The sequence below is a fragment of the Billgrantia sp. Q4P2 genome, assembly GCF_052806135.1.
In genome coordinates this window covers 135571-153467 of the sequence record NZ_JBRBAI010000002.1, presented here as the reverse complement: position 1 = coordinate 153467, position 17897 = coordinate 135571, and the positions used below count along the sequence as shown (strand labels likewise).

General features: G+C 62.2%; 18 protein-coding genes. 12 read left to right on the top strand and 6 right to left on the bottom strand.

The window, feature by feature from the left end; all coding sequences use genetic code 11:
• Nucleotides 1–10: 10 nt before the first annotated feature.
• Nucleotides 11–1756: a putative bifunctional diguanylate cyclase/phosphodiesterase gene (locus tag ACUY1T_RS03525; protein WP_446020350.1), complete on the bottom strand. Its 1746-nt coding sequence runs from the start codon at nucleotides 1754–1756 to the stop codon at nucleotides 11–13.
• Between the two features lie 276 nt (nucleotides 1757–2032).
• Here ACUY1T_RS03525 and ACUY1T_RS03520 point away from each other — a divergent pair, with 276 nt between their 5' ends.
• Nucleotides 2033–4030 (top strand): diguanylate cyclase, encoded by a 1998-nt coding sequence (locus ACUY1T_RS03520; protein WP_446020349.1) that lies wholly within the window; start codon nucleotides 2033–2035, stop codon nucleotides 4028–4030.
• Between the two features lie 227 nt (nucleotides 4031–4257).
• Here the strand turns inward: ACUY1T_RS03520 and ACUY1T_RS03515 are convergent, their stop codons facing one another.
• From ACUY1T_RS03515 to flgA, 3 genes are all read right to left on the bottom strand, one after another.
• Nucleotides 4258–4707, bottom strand: coding sequence for a flagella synthesis protein FlgN (locus tag ACUY1T_RS03515; RefSeq protein WP_446020348.1), 450 nt, complete (start codon nucleotides 4705–4707; stop codon nucleotides 4258–4260).
• A complete protein-coding gene (gene flgM / locus ACUY1T_RS03510) occupies nucleotides 4704–4985 on the bottom strand; it encodes a flagellar biosynthesis anti-sigma factor FlgM (RefSeq protein ID WP_446020347.1) in 282 nt (93 codons plus the stop codon). The genes ACUY1T_RS03515 and flgM overlap by 4 nt, the downstream gene beginning before the upstream one ends.
• A gap of 143 nt (nucleotides 4986–5128) precedes the next feature.
• On the bottom strand, nucleotides 5129–5818 hold the full coding sequence (gene flgA, locus ACUY1T_RS03505) for a flagellar basal body P-ring formation chaperone FlgA (RefSeq protein ID WP_446020346.1): 690 nt from the start codon (nucleotides 5816–5818) through the stop codon (nucleotides 5129–5131).
• Nucleotides 5819–6001: 183 nt separating this feature from the next.
• Between flgA and flgB the strand changes: the two genes are divergently transcribed.
• The 11 genes from flgB (at nucleotide 6002) to flgL (ending at nucleotide 16640) form a co-directional block, all read left to right on the top strand.
• On the top strand, nucleotides 6002–6415 hold the full coding sequence (gene flgB / locus ACUY1T_RS03500) for a flagellar basal body rod protein FlgB (protein WP_446020345.1): 414 nt from the start codon (nucleotides 6002–6004) through the stop codon (nucleotides 6413–6415).
• A 31-nt stretch (nucleotides 6416–6446) separates the two neighbouring features.
• A complete protein-coding gene (gene flgC / locus ACUY1T_RS03495) occupies nucleotides 6447–6854 on the top strand; it encodes a flagellar basal body rod protein FlgC (RefSeq protein WP_446020344.1) in 408 nt (135 codons plus the stop codon).
• Nucleotides 6855–6859: 5 nt separating this feature from the next.
• Nucleotides 6860–7552 (top strand): flagellar hook assembly protein FlgD, encoded by a 693-nt coding sequence (gene flgD, locus ACUY1T_RS03490; protein ID WP_446020343.1) that lies wholly within the window; start codon nucleotides 6860–6862, stop codon nucleotides 7550–7552.
• Nucleotides 7553–7704: 152 nt separating this feature from the next.
• The gene (flgE, locus tag ACUY1T_RS03485) at nucleotides 7705–8976 is read left to right on the top strand and encodes a flagellar hook protein FlgE (protein WP_446020342.1); all 1272 of its coding nucleotides are present in this window, start codon (nucleotides 7705–7707) and stop codon (nucleotides 8974–8976) included.
• Between the two features lie 20 nt (nucleotides 8977–8996).
• Nucleotides 8997–9752, top strand: coding sequence for a flagellar basal body rod protein FlgF (locus ACUY1T_RS03480; RefSeq protein WP_446020341.1), 756 nt, complete (start codon nucleotides 8997–8999; stop codon nucleotides 9750–9752).
• A 45-nt stretch (nucleotides 9753–9797) separates the two neighbouring features.
• On the top strand, nucleotides 9798–10580 hold the full coding sequence (gene flgG / locus ACUY1T_RS03475; protein ID WP_446020340.1) for a flagellar basal-body rod protein FlgG: 783 nt from the start codon (nucleotides 9798–9800) through the stop codon (nucleotides 10578–10580).
• Between the two features lie 70 nt (nucleotides 10581–10650).
• Nucleotides 10651–11337 carry a flagellar basal body L-ring protein FlgH gene (locus ACUY1T_RS03470; RefSeq protein WP_446020339.1) on the top strand — a complete coding sequence of 229 codons (687 nt, stop codon included), beginning with the start codon at nucleotides 10651–10653 and terminating at the stop codon, nucleotides 11335–11337.
• Between the two features lie 63 nt (nucleotides 11338–11400).
• Nucleotides 11401–12498, top strand: coding sequence for a flagellar basal body P-ring protein FlgI (locus tag ACUY1T_RS03465; RefSeq protein WP_446020738.1), 1098 nt, complete (start codon nucleotides 11401–11403; stop codon nucleotides 12496–12498).
• Nucleotides 12498–13622, top strand: a complete 1125-nt coding sequence (flgJ, locus tag ACUY1T_RS03460) for a flagellar assembly peptidoglycan hydrolase FlgJ (RefSeq protein WP_446020338.1) — start codon at nucleotides 12498–12500, stop codon at nucleotides 13620–13622. The genes ACUY1T_RS03465 and flgJ overlap by 1 nt, the downstream gene beginning before the upstream one ends.
• A gap of 61 nt (nucleotides 13623–13683) precedes the next feature.
• Nucleotides 13684–15357, top strand: coding sequence for a flagellar hook-associated protein FlgK (gene flgK / locus ACUY1T_RS03455; protein WP_446020337.1), 1674 nt, complete (start codon nucleotides 13684–13686; stop codon nucleotides 15355–15357).
• A 20-nt stretch (nucleotides 15358–15377) separates the two neighbouring features.
• Nucleotides 15378–16640 carry a flagellar hook-associated protein FlgL gene (flgL, locus tag ACUY1T_RS03450; protein ID WP_446020336.1) on the top strand — a complete coding sequence of 421 codons (1263 nt, stop codon included), beginning with the start codon at nucleotides 15378–15380 and terminating at the stop codon, nucleotides 16638–16640.
• A gap of 178 nt (nucleotides 16641–16818) precedes the next feature.
• Here the strand turns inward: flgL and fliR are convergent, their stop codons facing one another.
• Together fliR and fliQ are read right to left on the bottom strand one after the other, a co-directional pair.
• A complete protein-coding gene (gene fliR / locus ACUY1T_RS03445) occupies nucleotides 16819–17610 on the bottom strand; it encodes a flagellar biosynthetic protein FliR (protein WP_446020335.1) in 792 nt (263 codons plus the stop codon).
• 7 nt (nucleotides 17611–17617) lie between these two features.
• Nucleotides 17618–17887, bottom strand: coding sequence for a flagellar biosynthesis protein FliQ (gene fliQ / locus ACUY1T_RS03440; protein WP_446020334.1), 270 nt, complete (start codon nucleotides 17885–17887; stop codon nucleotides 17618–17620).
• Between the last annotated feature and the right edge of the window lie 10 nt (nucleotides 17888–17897).

Genomic DNA, 17897 nt, shown 5'->3' with positions numbered 1-17897 from the left:
TCGACTTTCGTCATTCGTCGGCTGGTCCATGCTCCTCGAGCCAGTGTGCCAACGCCTCTGCGGCCATGGGCGGACAATACAGGCGGCCCTGCGCGAGGCGTGCGGAGACGGTTTCCACGATGGTCGCCAGGCTTTCATCGTCAACGCCAACGATCACAGGCTCGATATCGAGGGAGTTCAGCATACGGCATGACGCCTCGACCAAGCGTCGGCCATCGTGGTGAATGCCGGCCAGTCGGGCATCGATGGTGGCCTTGTGGAAGGGCAGGCGAGACAGCCAGACGAGATCGATCGGATCATTGCCGAGCCCCTCCACCGCGAGACGAATGCCGAGCTGTTCGAGCCGCTTGAGCAGGTGGGTTGCCTTGTCCAGGTCGTTGCCAAGGCCCTGGGCGGGAACCTTGAGCGTCAGCCATTCGAAGGAGTTCATTTCCTGATGCCGCAGGAAGTGGTCCAGCGGCCGGCGATCGAAGGTGTCATGCGCCAGATGCGCTTCGCACAGGTGGATGGAAACCGACAGCTTGCCCAGAGGGGAGCCGGTGTCGTGCCACTGGCGATGATCGGCGACCGCCGTCTTGATCATCCAGCGGTTGAGGCGTACGCCGAGCCCCTGGCGGGCGATCATGTCGAGATAATGCCCGGGTGAATGCTGCCAGCGCTTGGGCTGCTTCCAGCGCAGTACGGCTTCCATGCCGGTGCAGTGCAGATCACGGCGATCGAACTCTGGCTGGTAGTGCAGCACGAAGTGCTGATCCGGCATATGAATGGCTTCGCTGAGCAGGCTCTCGATCCGGTGCTTCTCCTTGAGCCGTGCCGTCAGTCGACGATCGACGAAGGCCAGGCGACCGGGCCCCTTCTTGCGGGCGATGAACATGGCGCTGCGCGCCGCCGTTATCAGTGTCTCGACGTCCTGCGCATCGGTGGGGTAGAGCGCGATGCCGATCGATGCCGTCACCAGCAGGTAGCGATCCCCGGAAGTAAATGGCGCTTCCAGCGCTTCCTGCAAGCGTTCCGCTACCCGCTGTGCCGACTCGGCTGCCCCGTCCTTTTCCAGCAGCACCACGAACTGGTCGCTGCCGAGCCTTGCCAGGGTATCCTTGCTGCGTACCTCGCGCTGCAGGCGTTGGGCCAGTTCGCCCAGCATGCGATCGCCTTCGATATGTCCTACCGCATCGTTGATGGCCTTGAACCGATCGATATCGATGAACAGCAGCGCGAGCGTGGTGTCGGTGCGCTCGGCCTGGGCCAGGGCGTGATTCAGGCGATCCCGCAGCAGCAGCCAGTTGGGCAGGCCGGTCATGGGGTCGATGTGTATCCAGTGACGATCGTCGAGCACTTCACCATTGGCAGGAGTGAATAGTACGAAGGTATGCAGAAAATGACGCGCCTGCTGGTGCTCGTCGAGCAGGGCGTCGACAGTCATCAGTACCGGTACCGACTCCCCATCGGCACGGCGGCAAAGCACTTCCTGCTGCCAGGAGCGGGCCAGGCCCTGTGTGGTACCCGCCGTAGCCGGCAGGTGCGAAGGGGTGCGTAGAGACGCGTAAAAATGCTCGATCGGCCAACCGGTCGTTTCGGTTCGATCGCTCCCGGCAATGCGGCAGAAGGCGTCATTGACTCTCAAGATGAGTCCTTCACCGTCGGTGATGACCATGCCGGTCTGGCTCTGCTCGAAGGCATGCTGAATCAGCCGAGCCGGATGCTGGGCAAGGAGTTGCACGTGCTTGCCCGGTGGGCGGTTACCTTTATGGGTCATCGGAACGGCTTCGGTTAAGTCAAATTCGTGTCATTGGGTCTATATCGTCCTTTCTCGCCAAGACTTGAGCCTGGCGCTCTCTTCCGTTGAGGGATGGCGACGCGATGTTGGGTAAGATGCTTTGATGTGTTTCCAAGTCTCAAGTTCGCTTTGGGCGTGCCGATAACGTAAGTAGCTCTCCTGCTTCCTTGCGGGCTGCCATGGGAAGGCGGTGCCTATTGTAAAGCTGAACTGACAAGCTATTTACCTCGATCAAGGGGAATCTTCTTGCACGTGATGGCACCTATCGCGTCCCTGGCTCGCTCACTCTGCTCGTTGCAAGGTCGTCTTCTTGCTGGGCTGGCCATGACCTGGCTGGTGATTGTCGGCATCGTACTGGTGCTGGCCTGGCAGTTCGGCAAGGGGCTCGTCGATGAAGTCAATCTTGCTCATCTGCGCTACGAATCGCAGCTGATCGCCGATGACCTGGCCGAGCAGGTCGAGGGGAGGCTGGGTGCGCTGAAACGGCTCGAGCAAAGCATGCGCGGTGCGGAAATGGAAGAGTTGTCGTCCCGGTTGGCGAGCAACCAGGTGCTGCTGGAGTGGTTCGAGGGCCTGATGGTGACCGACGCTGGCGGTCGCGTCGTGGCGGACTGGCCTGTCGTGCCGGGGCGAGTGGGACTCGAAACTGCCGACACGGAATATTTCCGCTTGGTTCGTCATTCGCCATGGCCATACGTGAGCCAGCCCTTCATCGGCAGGGCGAGCGGTGATTCCCTGGTGCTCATGCTGGTGCCTCGCTTCGACGAGCAGGGAAGCTTTGCCGGCCTGGTCGGCGGCATGATCAATCTTACTCACGGTGGCCTGTTCCGTCGTTTGGAGAGGATCCGCTTGGGTGAGGATGGCTACGTGTCGGTACTCACCGCAGCGGGTGAGCTGCTCTTTCATCCGCGGCGCCAGCCGTCGGTGACCCTGAGTGAAGCCTTCGACGACTCTGCGACGCTGCAGCTCGCACTGGACGGCTGGCAAGGCGAGACGGTTAGCCAGAGTGGTGGCGGCCCCCCGATTCTCATGTCGTATCGTCAGATCTGGCCGGCAGATTGGGTCGTCAAGGTGGCGGTGCCCCAGGCTCAGGTCCGGGTGCCGCTGGGCGATTTTCTGGTGCGGCTGTGGTGGGCCTGGCTGGTACTGGCCATCATGATGCTGGTCACCATGCGTTTGCTGGTCAGGCGGTTGCTGAGCCCCCTGCATCGGCTCGAGCGGCAGATCGCCCAGGTCGGGGCGGGTGAGAGGCGCTACCTCGAACTCTCTACCAGCATGCACGAGCTGCGTCAGGTGGCCAGTAGCTTCAACCGGCTGGAGCATGAGCGGCTGGCAGCGCTCGAACACTTGCGCGATCGCCAGGCATTTCTCGATGCGGTATTGGGTTCGACACCCATCGGCATGTTCGTGGCGGATCTGAAAGGTCGCCTCAACTACTTGAACCCGGCGTTGCTCGAACTGCTCGGGCTCGATGCGATGCATAGCGCCAGGGAGTGGTGGGAGCGTATTCACCCCGCCGACAAGCAGGGCACCGAAGACATGTGGCGTCATACCCTGGCGACCGGCAGCGACTTCGTGCGCCAACTGCGTTTCCTCCATCCTGGCGGTGCTACGCTCTGGGTCGAAGTGCATGCCAGCCAAGTGCTAGGCAATGAACAGTCGCTGGGATTCGTGGGCATGGTCAAGGACATCACCGAGCGGCGGCAGCAGGAGGCGCTCCAGCGCTGGGAGGCCGAGCACGACCCGCTGACCGGGCTGCTCAATCGGCGTGGCTTCGAGCGGCGCCTGGAAGAGGCGCTGGCGGAATACTCCAAGACCGGCACGCCCTCGGTGCTGATTCTGTTCGACCTCGACCACTTCAAGCCGATCAACGATGAAGGTGGCCATGCCCTGGGTGACGAAATGCTGCGGCGAGTCGCTCAGGTGGTGGCCTGGGAAGTGCGGCGCAGCGACCACGTCGCACGCCAGGGAGGGGATGAATTCGCGGTCCTGTTGCCCAGCTGCACGCTCAAGCAGGCGGGTGAGATCGCCGAATCCTTGCGTCGCGCGGTATCCGAGGTCACTGTGACCAACGAGGGCAAGATCTACAGCATCACGCTCAGCATGGGGGTCACGGCGCTGCAGGAGGGCGACGAATCCGTCGAAGTCGTGCTCGCTCGTGCCGACGAGGCAAGCTACAAGGCCAAGGCTGATGGGCGCAATACCGTGGTGATCACTACCTGCGATGATGATCTGATCGACAGCCTGTGGTAACGGACCCGACAACGGGTAGGGGGTGCGCGGTTGCGAGGACGTTGCCTTGCTGGCGCGCAGCGAGCACGTACTATCACTATCGGCCGGCCTCACTGGCCGGCCGGCAATAATGCGCTGAATCGCTGAATCGCTGAATCGCTGAATCGCTGAATCGCTGAATCGCTGAATCGCTGAACTCGTGAAGGCGGGGCGGAAGAAGGGGTGCGAGAGAGGCGGCCGGGAGCGGCTTAAACCGAGGCGTTGATGTGCCCCGATTGGGCGGCAACGCGCCCGCTGGCGCGATAGACGGTCTTTTCCGCGGCTTCATGGATGAACGTCAGAAGGCGTGTGTTCTGCTCCATGCGCAGTTCCACCAGCTTGCCGTTCAGTGCATTGAGGCGCTGAGCTTCACGAGTCAGCTCCAGGGTATGTGTCCAGGCGTGTTCGCAGCCGGCGTCGGCTGCCGCCTGACGTGCACCTTCCGCTCCACTGGCATAGCCCAGCCGTTGCTGCACGCTTTGACGCAGGGTTTCGCTGGCTTCCAGCTTCGCCAGTAGCGCCTGCTTGCGTGCGGCGATGTCGCCGAGCACGTTGCCATCGATTTTCGCATCGGCCAGCAAGGTGCGCTCCTGCTGGAGCAGTCCAATGACGCCGTCCAGACGTTGCTGCTGTTCCTGAAGAAGCTTCGCCAGGCTCATTCCCCACCGCGCTCCGCTGTCAGGGATTCGATCAGGGCATCGGCAATACGGTCGGCACGGATTTCCAGCCGCCCCTCGCGAATGGCTTCCCGAATTTCTTCGACCCGCGCCATATCGACGTCGCGCGAGGTATCGGCAGCCTGATGGCTGAGATGGGTGGCCGCCGAGGGGCCGGGCTCCTGCTGCCCTGAGGGGGTGGCGCCCTTGACTGGCTGAGTCTCCTCGCGCGGTGTCGTCTGCGTCGGGCGAGTCAGGGGATTCTGGCTGTTGATCTTCACGATAATGGCCTCATGACCGGATGCTTTCACCTGCTATCGGCAGCGCGCTGGATAACTTTAGGCCTGTTTGCGGGCGCAAGTGTCTCAGGCGGACATGCGCGTGCCATTCCTGGTGTGCTTGCGTCAACGCGCAGCGGTCAGTGTCAGAAGTCTACGACAAGGACGCCCTCTCCGGCCACCTCTGCCGTCACGACTTCGCGGCTATCGAAGCGAACCCGGATCCGGTCGCCGAGTCCTCCCGGTTCCAACGCTTGTCCCTCTCGCAAAACGCGAAATGCCGTACCCCTGGCCTCGACCACGACGCGTTGGTTTCTCTCCACCAGCGGCAGGCTGCGGAACTGATGGGCCTGCAGCGGCTGGCCGGGGGCGAGGGCGCGCGTCGCCATCTGGCCGACGATCTCGTCGACGTCGAGCAGGGTTCGGTTTGGCAACTCGGCGAGGTTGCCTGAGTGCATGATCAGTTGATCGCGGCGCACGGTCTCGCCTGGGGAAAGCGGGGCGCCGAGTACCGGATATTCACCCATCACGCCGACTTCTGCCTGCAGGTAGCGTACCTGGCGGCCGTCGCTGCCGCAGCGTACGCCGACGGAGACGCGGCCAAGGGGGGCTTCGCCCGGGCGCGTGAGAAAGGGCTGGGGAGATTCGCAGGCCGGCAGCCTGGCGGACGGGGGATGCAGTTCGATGACGAGCTCGTCGCCCAGCGCGCTGGCCTCCTCGTGCAGGAAGCCGTGCACGACTTGCAGCAGCTCGGTGTCATCGGCCGAGGCTGCCGGTATCGCCAGCAAACCGGCCAGCGACAGCAGTGGCAACAGGGCGAGGCGGGTCAAACGCATGGGGCAAGGCCGTCCAGCATGAGGGTAATGGCAGGATTCTAGCTGGCCGCGCCAGGCTGAAACAGTGGAAATGAACAAGGAAAACCGGCCTGTTCCTGCCATTGAAATGACAGGGGCATCGCTATTCTTCAACCTCAAGAAGTTCCGCATGTCATCCACTGGGTTTGGACGGGGAGTGCCGGCATGATCGACCAGCTCGAGGCCGCCTTTAATTATCACCAGCAGGCGCTGGGCCTGCGCCAGCAGCGTCACCAGATCCTGGCGAGCAACATTGCCAATGCCGATACGCCGAACTACAAGGCGCGTGACATCGATTTCGCCAGTGAACTGAAGAAGGCGGTCGAGCAGGGGCGCACGACCGGCGGCGGGCTATCGCTCGCACGTACCTCCGAGCGGCACCTGTCGGGCCAGGCCATGGCGGCGCCCTCCCAAGAGCTGCTCTACCGCGTTCCCGACCAGCCGAGCCTGGACGGCAATACCGTGGACATGGATCGCGAGCGTACTCAGTTTGCCGACAACTCAGTGCGCTATCAGGCGGCGCTGACCATCATGAACAGCCGCATCCAGGGGCTGAAGAACGCCATGCAGCCGGAATAACAGACCGGATCAGACGGAGAGAGATCTTACCATGTCGATGTTTTCCGTGTTCGATATCGCCGGCTCGGCCATGAGCGCCCAGTCGCAGCGTATGAACGTCACCGCCAGCAACCTGGCCAACGCCGACAGCGTGGCCGGGCCGGACGGCGAAGCCTACCGGGCCAAGCAGGTGCTGTTCGAATCGCGCCTGCAGGGTGGCCACGGCATTGGCGGTGTCGGTGTACGCGAAGTGGTTGAGGACCCCTCGCCCCTGCGCATGGAGTATCGCCCCGAGCACCCGCTGGCCAACGAGGAGGGTTACGTAACCATGCCCAACGTCGAGCCGGTGCATGAAATGGTCAACATGATCTCGGCATCGCGCTCCTATCAGGCCAACGTCGAAGTCATGAACACGAGCAAGCAAATGATGCTCAAGACACTAACGCTGGGCGAGGGCTGATCGTCATGTCCAACACCATCGACGCCAACGTCGTTACACGCCTGAACCAGGGTGGCCCTTCCGCCCGCGATGCCAGCCAGTCCGCCGAGCTGCGCAACAACTTCATGACGCTGCTGATCGCCCAGATGCAGCATCAGGATCCGCTCAATCCCATGGATAACCATGAGATGACCACGCAGCTGGCCCAGATCAATACGGTCAGCGGCATCGAGGATCTCAACAAGACCCTGAAGGGTATCACTGACCAGATGAACGCCGGCCAGACCTTGCAGGCGACCGCCCTGATCGGGCAGGGCGTGCTGGTGCCGGGCGATCGCCTACTACTCGAACATGGCGATGATGGCGAGCTGCATACCACCCCGTTCGGCATCGAGCTGCCCCAGTCGGCCGACAACGTGCGCGTGGTGATCACCAACGCCAGTGGCCAGGTGATCAACCGCTACGACATCGGGCCGGTCAAGGCCGGGGTGGAATCGTTCACCTGGGATGGCCGCACCAGCGAGGGGGAGGCAGCCGCCTCGGGCTCCTATCGCGTGCGCATCGAGGCCACCAGCGGCGACAAGGCGCTGGATGCCAGCACCCTCAACTACGCCGTGGTCGGCGGTGTGACGCCGCCCGACAAGAACGGTGGCGTGAGGCTGGACCTGGGTGCCGTCTATGGTCAGGTCGGCCTCGACCAGGTCAAGCAGATTCTCTGATTCTTCATCCATTAACACAGCATCAAGGAAGTGCTGTACGAATAGCCGAGCACCGCGCAACGCAGCGATACACTCGTGCAGGCATTCGTGCAGTGCTTACTAAAAGAACCGCGCATAGCGGCAAATACAGCCGGTAGGCAGAGGAACGAAACATGAGCTTTTCACAAGCATTGAGCGGCCTGAACTCCCAGTCGCAGAAACTGGGGGCGATCGGCAACAACATCGCCAACTCCCAGACCGTGGGGTTCAAGGGCTCCAACGTCCAGTTTTCCGACGTCTTCGCCAATTCCCGGGTCGGCCTGGGTACGCGGGTCTCTGCGGTGTTGCAGAATTTCAACGAAGGCAACATCGAGTCCACCAACCGCAACCTGGACCTGGCGGTGGCCGGCAATGGCTTCTTTCGCTACATGGACACCAGCGGCGAGGTGGTCTATTCGCGCAATGGCCAGCTCTCGATGACCTCGGAAGGCAACCTGATCAACGCCCAGGGCTTTCAGATCATGGGCTATGGCCTCAATGCCGCCGGCCAGGTGCAGGTGGGTGGCCAGCCGGTGCCGCTGAACGTTTCCGCCGAGGAGCTGGCCGCCAGTGCCACGACACGTGTCGGCACTACGCTAAATCTGGATGCGCGCATGCAGCCGGGCTCCGACGACATGAGCACAGTCGAGGCCCGTGACGTGAATGGCGATCCGGTATCGATCGATTACCACTATTCGAACAACTTCACCGTCTACGACTCGCTGGGCAATCCACGCAATATCTCGGTCTACTACGAGAAGGTCGGTTCCAATGAGTGGACCGCCAAGATGACGCTGGATGGACAAGCCTTGGGTGGGGCGACTCCTGATACTGCTACTACGTACACGTTGGAGTTCGATGCCAACGGTAAGCTTGTACATGGCGGAGGCAACGTAGGGGCTAACGGCGCGATTGCTGGTATACAGTTTCCTACTAATGAATTCTTCAATGGTGAGCCGTTGGATCTTGAGTTCGACCTCAATCTCGCCGGTTCCACCCAGTTCGGTAACACCTCCACCGTCAGCAGCCTGACCCAGAACGGTTACACCTCCGGCACCCTGGTGGGCATCACCATCAACGAAGATGGCGTGATCATGCGCAACTACTCCAACGAGGAGTCGCGCCCCGCCGGTCAAATTTCCTTGGTCAGTTTCCGCAATCCCGAGGGCCTGACGCCTGCCGGCGATAACGTATGGCGCGCCTCCAACGAATCGGGCCAGGAGCTGATCGGTGCCCCGGGTACCGGTCTGCTGGGTGGTATCGTCTCCGGCGCCGTCGAGACCTCCAACGTCGACATGGCCCGTGAGCTGGTCAACATGATCGTGGCGCAGCGCGCCTACCAGGCCAACTCGCAAACGATCAAGACCCAGGACGAACTCCTGCAAACCGCGATCAACCTGCGTTAAGCCGGGACGGAGCCTGAATCATGGACCGCATCCTCTATACCGCCATGAGCGGGGCCAAGCAGAGCATGGACCAGCAGGCGGTGGTCAGTCATAACCTGTCCAACGTCTCTACCAGCGGCTTTCGCGCCCAGCTGCATGCCATGCGCGCCGTGCCAGTGCAGGGTGACGGAGCTCTGCCGACCCGTGTCTCGGTAGCGGCCACCACCCCGGGCAGCGATTTCAGCCCCGGGCCGATCACGCGCACCGGCCGTGAGCTGGACGTTGCCCTGCAGGGTAACGCCTGGCTCGCCGTGCAGGCCGACGACGGTACCGAGGCCTACACCCGGCGCGGTGACCTCGAGGTGGATGGCAATGGCCTGGTGACCGTAGTGGGCCGCCCGGTAATCGGCGAAGGCGGCCCCATCATCGTGCCACTGGGCTCGAGCGTGACCATCGGTGCCGACGGTACCCTCAGCGCCATCGGCGAAGGGGAAGGGCCGGAAGCCCTGGTCGACGTGGGCCGGCTCAAGCTGGTCACGCCGGAGCGGAACCTGCTGCGCGGCGACGACGGCCTGTTCCGTATGCCGCCCAATGCCGAGGGGGAGGTCGCGGCGCTGGAAGCCGACGATGAAGCCCTCCTCACCAGTGGCGCGCTGGAAGGCAGCAACGTCAGCGCGGTGGAGGCCATGGTGGCCATGATCGATGTCGCCCGGCGCTACGAAATGCAGATGAAAGTCATCAGCACCGCGGACGAAAACGCCCAGCGGGCCAATAATCTGCTTTCTATCCAGGGCTGAAGGCTCTCTATTCAGGACTGAGGCCCGCAGGGTCGAGGAAAAAACATGATCAAGTCACTGTGGACGGCCAAGACCGGACTGGAATCCCAGCAGGTCAAGCTGGACGTCATCTCCAACAACCTGGCCAACGTCAGCACCAACGGCTTCAAGCGCTCGCGGGCGGTGTTCGAGGACCTGCTTTACCAGAACCTGCGTCAGCCCGGCGCCCAGAACGACGTACAGAACCGCCTGCCTTCGGGTATGCAGGTTGGTACCGGTGTACGCCCGGTTGCTACCGAGCGCCTGCACACGCAGGGTGGGCTCGAACAGACCGAGAACTCGCGCGACCTGGCGATCAACGGTAACGGCTTCTTTCAGGTGCTGATGCCGGACGGTACCACCGCCTATACCCGTGACGGCAGCTTTCAGCTCAACGAGAACGGCCAGATGGTCACCGCCAATGGCTACCCGCTGGAACCGGCCATCATCATTCCCGACAACGCTCTGTCGATCTCCATCGGTGAGGACGGCATCGTTTCGGTGACCCAGCCCGGCGTCAACCAGGCGCTGGAAGTGGGTCAGATCACCGTCTCCACTTTCGTCAACGCGACCGGCCTCGAGAGCATCGGCGGTAATCTCTACCGGGAAACTACCTCTTCCGGCCCGCGCAATGAAACCATGCCGGGGATGAACGGTGCCGGTCGTCTGTTCCAGGGCTATGTAGAAACCTCCAACGTCAACGTGGTGGAGGAGATGGTCAGCATGATCCAGACCCAGCGGGCCTATGAGATCAACAGCCGTGCCGTGCAGACCAGTGACGAGATGCTGGCGCGCCTGAGCCAGCTCTGATCGACGTTCCAATGAAACACCTTGGCCTGAACGGTTCGGCCGGAAGCGAGTGAGAATGAAAGGTACGGTTATGTCGGCCGCACGAGTGGCCTTGGCGATCACCGCCATCGCAATGCTGGCCTTGGGCGGTTGCGCCCAAGTGCCACGCGCCTCGGTGGTGGGGGAGCAGGAGCAGATCAACATCGCCGAGCCGCCGCCGCGAATGGCCAATGGTTCCATCTACCAGGCTCACCGTGGCGTACAGCCGCTGTTCGAGGATCGCCGCCCGCGCATGGTGGGCGATATCCTGACCATCGTATTGGACGAGCAGGTCAGCGCCAGCAAGAACTCGCAGTCCAACATGAGTCGCAACGGCTCGGCGGGGCTCGACCTTTCAGCGCTTCCCGATGTGCTGGAGCGCCTGGCCGAGTACGGCGTCGACTTGTCCGCCGACCTTTCCGGCAACAGCAGCTTCAATGGCGGCGGTGGCTCCCAGGCCAACAACAGCTTTACCGGCACCATCACCGTGTCGGTGCTCGAGGTAATGCATAACGGCAATCTGCGTGTACGTGGCGAGAAGCAGATCGGCATCAACCAAGGGGTCGAGTTCATCCGTTTCTCCGGTGTGGTCAACCCGCGCACCATTACCGGTCAGAACACGGTGCCTTCGACCGCAGTGGCCGATGCGCGGATCGAGTACGTCGGCAACGGCTATATCAGCGAGGCGCAGCATATGGGCTGGCTGCAGCGCTTCTTCCTCAACATTTCGCCTTTCTGAGCGAGCGCGAGCGAGGCGACCATGACGACTCTCACGATGTCCAAGCCAAACCGTTCCCCTTCGATGGCGGCGAAACTTATGCTGCTGGCGTGGCTGTGCCTGCTGGCGCTGCCAGCCCAGGCCGAACGCATTCGCGAGATTGCCAACTTTGCTGGCGTGCGCGACAACGTCCTGGTCGGCTATGGCCTGGTGGTCGGGCTCGACGGTACCGGCGACCAGACCATGCAGGCGCCTTTCACCGGCCAGAGTCTCACCAACATGTTGTCGCAGCTGGGCATTACCGTGCCGCCGGGCACCAACATGCAGTTGCGCAACGTGGCGGCGGTCATGGTCACTGCCGACCTGCCGCCGTTCTCGCGCCCGGGGCAGCGGCTGGACGTCAACGTCTCCTCCATCGGTAACGCCCGTAGCCTGCGCGGTGGCACTCTGCTAATGACCCCGCTCAAGGGCGCCGACGGCGATACCTATGCCATTGCGCAGGGCAACCTGCTGGTGGGCGGGGCCGGGGCGGCCGCGGGCGGCGCCCAGGTGCAAGTCAACCAGCTGGCGGGCGGGCGTATCTCCGGTGGGGCCATGGTGGAAAGGGAAGTGCCGCTGGATCTCGGCGCCAATGCCGGCCTGCTCGAACTCGAACTCAAGCAGGCCGACTTCGGTACCGCTCAGCGGGTGGTCAACGCCATCAACAGCGAATTCGGCCGCCCGGTGGCGGCGGCGCGGGACGGTCGCGTGATTGCCCTGGATGGGCCCATGAACCCCAATTCCCGGGTCAATTTCATGGCCCAGGTGGAGAACATCCGCATCACGCCGATGGAAGCCCCGGCCAAGGTGATATTCAACGCCCGCACCGGCTCGGTGGTCATGAACAGTGCCGTGACCCTGCGGCGTGCCGCGGTGGCGCACGGCAATCTGTCGATCGTCATCGATACGCGTTTCCTGGTCAGCCAGCCGGCTCCCTTCGGCGAAGGTGAGACGGTGGTGGTACCCGACACCGAAATCGAGATCCAGGAGCAGGACGCCTATCTGCGCGTGGTCGAAGGCGCCGACCTGGTCGATGTGGTCAATGCGCTCAACGCCCTCGGCGCCACGCCCAGCGATCTCATGTCGATTTTGGAAGCGCTCAAGGCGGCCGGTTCGCTGCGTGCCGACCTGGAGATCATCTGATGAGCATCCAGGATATGAGCAGTCAGTTCGCCCTCGACGTCCAGGGGCTCGAACGGCTCAAGCACACCGCGAGGAACGATGAGGCTGCCGGTCTGCGCGGTGCCGCCCAGCAGTTCGAGGCGCTGTTCCTGCAGATGATGCTCAAGAGCATGCGCGACACCATTCCTTCGGGTGGCCTGCTCGACAGCCAGCAGGGCGAGTTCTACCAGTCGATGCTCGACCAGCAATGGGCCCAGACCATGGCCGGACGTGGCATCGGTCTGGCCGACCATCTCGTTGCACAGCTGGAAAGTCAGTTGGGTGTCTCCTCGGCCCGCTCCGGCGTGGCCGACCGTGAACTGGGCGAATTGATCGCCGGCATTCCGCGTGGAACGCCCAGGGTGCTCCAGGATGCCCTGCAGCCGGTCAGTGAAGAGGAAGCGCGCCTCGATGAGCGTGAGACGTCAGCCCGTGAGGTGGAAGCGGCAACGATGCCGGCCAACTTCCTCGAGGAGCTCGAGGCGGTACGTGGCGGCTTCATGTCGGCTCTCGATGCCGAGCTGCACGACGCATCCCCAGCCGCTCAGGCAGCAACGTTGGCCCAGGGCAACCCGGCGACTCCCCAGGCGTCTCGCGCGAATGCACCCACAGGCGAGCACGTGCAGCGCTTCGTGGAGCGTCTCTCGGCGCCCGCCCAGGCCGCCAGCCGCAAGACCGGCGTGCCGGCGGAGTTGATACTGGCCCAGGCAGCGCTGGAAACCGGCTGGGGGCGCCACGAGATCGCCACTGCCACTGGCGGCAACAGCTATAACCTGTTCGGCATCAAGGCTGGCAGCAGCTGGCAGGGGCGCACCACCGATATCGCCACTCATGAGTACGTCAACGGCCGGCGTACTCGAGTCGTCGACACTTTCCGCGTCTACGGCTCCTTCGAGGAAGCCTTCACCGACTATGCACGGCTGATCGGCAACAACCCGCGCTATGCGGCAGTGACCACGGCGGGGAACGCCCAGCAGGCGGCGAGAGCGCTGCAGGCGGGTGGCTATGCCACCGACCCGGCCTACGCCGACAAGCTGATCGCGGTGATGAACAGCATGGGGCCGATGCAGCAGCGCGGCGATTCGTTGGTCTTTTTCAGTTATTAATCTTCTAAAGTTTCGCGTCTTCAGGCCGATATAACGGGCATTGGCGAAAGGAAACGACACCATGAGCATCATTTTTTCCGTCGGCCTGAGCGGCCTGAATGCCGCCCAGAACGCGCTGAACACGACCAGCAACAACATCAGCAACGTCTATACACCCGGCTACAACCGGGAACTGACGATCCTCGGCCAGAGCCGCGCCGATGCCGGCGTGCAGGTCAACGCCATCCAGCGCCAGTTCAACCAGTACGTGGCCTCGCAGCTCAACGCCGCCACTAGCTCTTCCAGCGCGCTGAAGACCTACGAAAACCAGATCAGCCAGATCGACAATTTGCTGGCCGACCGGGAAGCGGGCCTGGCACCGCTGATGCAGAACTTCTTCTCGTCATTGGAAGACCTTGCCGGGGCGCCTTCCGACCCGGCGGCCCGGCAGGGTCTGCTCGGCACTGCCGATACGCTGACCGCCCAGTTCCGTGCCTTCGACGGCTACCTGCAGGACATGCAGGAGGGTATCAACGGCCAGATCAAGGACGAGGTCACCCAGATCAACAACATGACTGAGCAGCTCGCCACTCTCAACCGCGAGATTGCCCTGGCGCGAGCGCGCAGCGGCGAGGCGCCCAACAGTTTGCTCAACCAGCGTGACCACCTGGTGGCCGAACTCAGCGAACGCATGGACATCCGCCTGGATATCCAGGACGGCAAGAGCTACAACATCAGCCTGCCCAATGGGCAGCCGTTGGTATCCGGTACCAATTCCTATCGCATTGAGGCGATGGATGCGCCCAACGACCCGCAGCGTACCGTGTTGGGCTATCGCGACTCAGGCGGCAACCTGGTGGCGCTGGCGGAAAACACCATCAAGGGCGGTACCCTGGGTGGCCTGATGACCTTCCGTGCCGAAACGCTGGACAAGACCCAGAACCAGATCGGTCAACTGGCCGTATCGTTGACGGTGGGTTTCAACGAGCAGCACCGCCTGGGCATGGACCTCAACGGTGACCCGGGCGAGGATTTCTTCGCTATCGGCCAGCCCCAGGCCTACTCCTACCCGCGCAACACCAGTGGCGAAGAAGTCGTGGGGGCGAGCTTCGATACGGCAAATATCGACAAGCTGCGCGCCACCGATTATACGGTGCGCTTTGGCAACCCGGGTGATCCTCCCCAGGTGATTCGCAAGGACAATGGTCAGGCGATGCCGGCCGATGAAATCACGTGGGATGATGGAGCATCCACCCTTGGCTTCGGGGGCATCACACTGCAGTTCAGCGGCACACCGGCCAATGGCGATCGCTATGAGGTGCAACCGGTGCGTCGAGCTGCAGCCGATTTCGAGTCGCAGATCTCCGATCTGGACAAGGTTGCCGCGGCCCAGCCGATCAACCCGGAAGACGATCCGGCGGATTGGATCATGTCCGGCACCGGCGACAACCGCAATGCGCTGGCGATGCAGAATCTGCAGAGTCAGGCGTTGGTGGGCGGTCGCGCTTCGCTCAGCCAGGCTTACGCCGGCATGGTCAGCGACGTGGGCAACCGTACCAATATCGTCAAGGTCAACCTCGATGCGCGTCAGGGCCTCACCGACCAGCTCAAGGCGGTGCAGCAGTCCGAATCCGGTATCAACCTGGACGAGGAAGCGGCCAATCTGATTCGCTACCAGCAGTTCTACATGGCCAACGCCCGGGTCATCGACACCGCCTCGACGCTGTTCGATACCATCCTCGGCTTGCGTAACTGATCATCAGGGAGTCCAGTTCGATGCGTATCAGCACCGTGACCATGTTCGATCAGAGCGTGGCATCCATGAATCGCCAGCAGGGCGACTTCCTCAAGGTCAGCCAGCAGATCGCCAGCGGCCGTCGGGTAGTGAACCCGTCCGACGATCCCCAGGCAGCCTCCCGAGCGGTGGGCGTATCACAGGCCCAGGCCGTGACCAAGCAGTATGCCGATGCCCGAGTGTCGGCGCGCAACTCCCTGGCTCAGGCCGAGAGCGTGCTCAATAGCGTTAGTGATGCTGTCATCAGCGCCAAGACGCTGCTGGTACAAGCCTCGAGTGACACCCTGAGTGATTCTGATCGTCAATCCGTGGCCTCTGAGCTGCGTGGTGTCTACGAGACCCTGATCGGCCAGGCCAATGCGACCGATGGTAACGGCCGCTACCTGTTCGGCGGTTATCAGGATTCGAGCGCTCCCTTTGTGCGTAACGGTGACGCTATCACCTACGTAGGGGATAACAATACGCGAGCTCAGCGTGTCGACGCCTCGCGTGAGATGCCGGTTTCGGACAACGGAGCCAGCATATTCAATAGTGTGGCGAGCGGTGCCGGTTACTTGTCGGAAGCAGGAAAGCTTGATGTGGCCGGCGATATCAACGCGAGAAACGAAGGCAGCGTGACATTCTCCGGGCCGCAAGTTGTAAATAACTCAGATCCGAATCATGGCAGTGCGTTTCGTGTCGATTTTACCAGCGATGGCGTAACACATACGTACACCGTACAGATGCAGGACGAGAATGGCGACTGGGTTGATACGGTACCGCCTCTGAACGGTGAGGCCTATGATCCAGCTGGACAGACGATAAGCGTTGGAGGTGTGCGGCTCGAACTGCAAGGCACGCCGGAAGATGGCGATGGGGTCAGGTTTGCCACCGCCGACAGCATGAATCATAACCTCTTCGAGACATTGGAAAAGGCGCTAAGTGTTCTCGAGAATCCGGCTGGCACACCGGCCGAGAAAGCCGAGCTGCGCAATACGCTTCGAACTGCCATGCGTGAACTCGACAACAGCCTCGATAACGTTCTGACCGTGCGTGCCTCCATGGGCGCAAGGCTCAATGAGCTGGACGTAGTCGATGCCGTCAGCGACAACCGCATGGTGAACTACGAGCAGACGCTCTCCGATCTGATCGATCTCGACTACAGCAAGGCCATTGCCGAGTACAGCCTGCGCCAGGTGGGCCTGCAGGCGGCCCAGAAGGCCTTCGTCGACGTAAAGAGCCTGTCGCTATTCAATTTCCTGTAAGGTCCAGGGGGCATGCAACGCAGCGATTCGCTCGCGCAGGAATTTGGCCTTAACGCTTCCCTGCAGACCTTATAGGTGCAAGCCCATGGGGTCTCTTTTCGCCGCTCTGGCCTGCCGGGGCGGTTTTTTTGTTGCTGTTGCTGGCGAGATGGCCGCGCTAGCTAGATGGCTGGTGGGCTCAGGCGAGTGGCGCCAGTGCTTCGATGAGCGAGTAGATGAACTGGATGCCGTTGCTGAACAGGCGCTGCAGGAAGCGCGCCATGTCGGTCATCAATACCATCAGCAGCACCAGACCGACGGTGAGGGTCATGGGAAAACCGATGTTGAATACCGTCAGCTGTGGGGCAGAGCGGTTGAGGATGCCCATGGCGAGCTTAATGATAAGTAATGAGCCCATTAGCGGCAACGCTAGGGACATTCCCGCCACGAAGATGGTGCCGCCGTAGCGCACCAGCATCTCGAAGGCCGCGGGGTTGAAGGCGCCGATGCCGACAGGTAAACCATGAAAGCTCGAGACCAATGCTTCCAGGATCATCAGGTGTCCACCCAAGGCCAGGAACAGCAGCAGGGCGATCATGAAGAACACTCGAGAGAGAACCATGGTGTTGGTGCCGCTACCGGCATCGAAGAAGGTAGCGAAAGCAAGGCCCATCTGCAGGCCGATGAATTCGCCGGCGGCCTGGACCACGGCAAAGACCACATGCATGACCAAGCCAATGGCGATGCCGATCAGCATCTGCTCCACCATGATGCCAAACCCCGCCCAGGACATGATTGGTACGTCGGGCATGGGTGGCAGCACAGGCGCGATGACCAATGTGACCAGAAAAGCCAGGCCGATTTTTGCCTGGCTGGGTACGCTGGAGTGGCCCCATAGCGGCGCGGCGGAGAAGAACGCCAGGATCCGCACGAAGGGCCACAGCAGGATCACCAGCCAACCGTGCAGTTGAGCGAAGGTCACCTCGACCATGCGTGCCTCACATCAACATGCTGGGTATGCTGGTAAAGAGGGTGCGGGTGAAATCGACGATCAATCCGAGCAGCCAAGGGCCGGCGAGTACCAGCACGGTGAACACGCCGAGAATCTTGGGAATGAACGAGAGCGTCATCTCGTTGATCTGCGTGGCGGCCTGGAACAGGCTCACGATCAGGCCTGTCAGCAGGGCGGTGATCAGCAGCGGGCCGGCCAGGAACAGCGTGACGCGCATGCCCTGGTAGGCAATGCTCATGACCATTTCCGGTGTCATTTTGACTCCT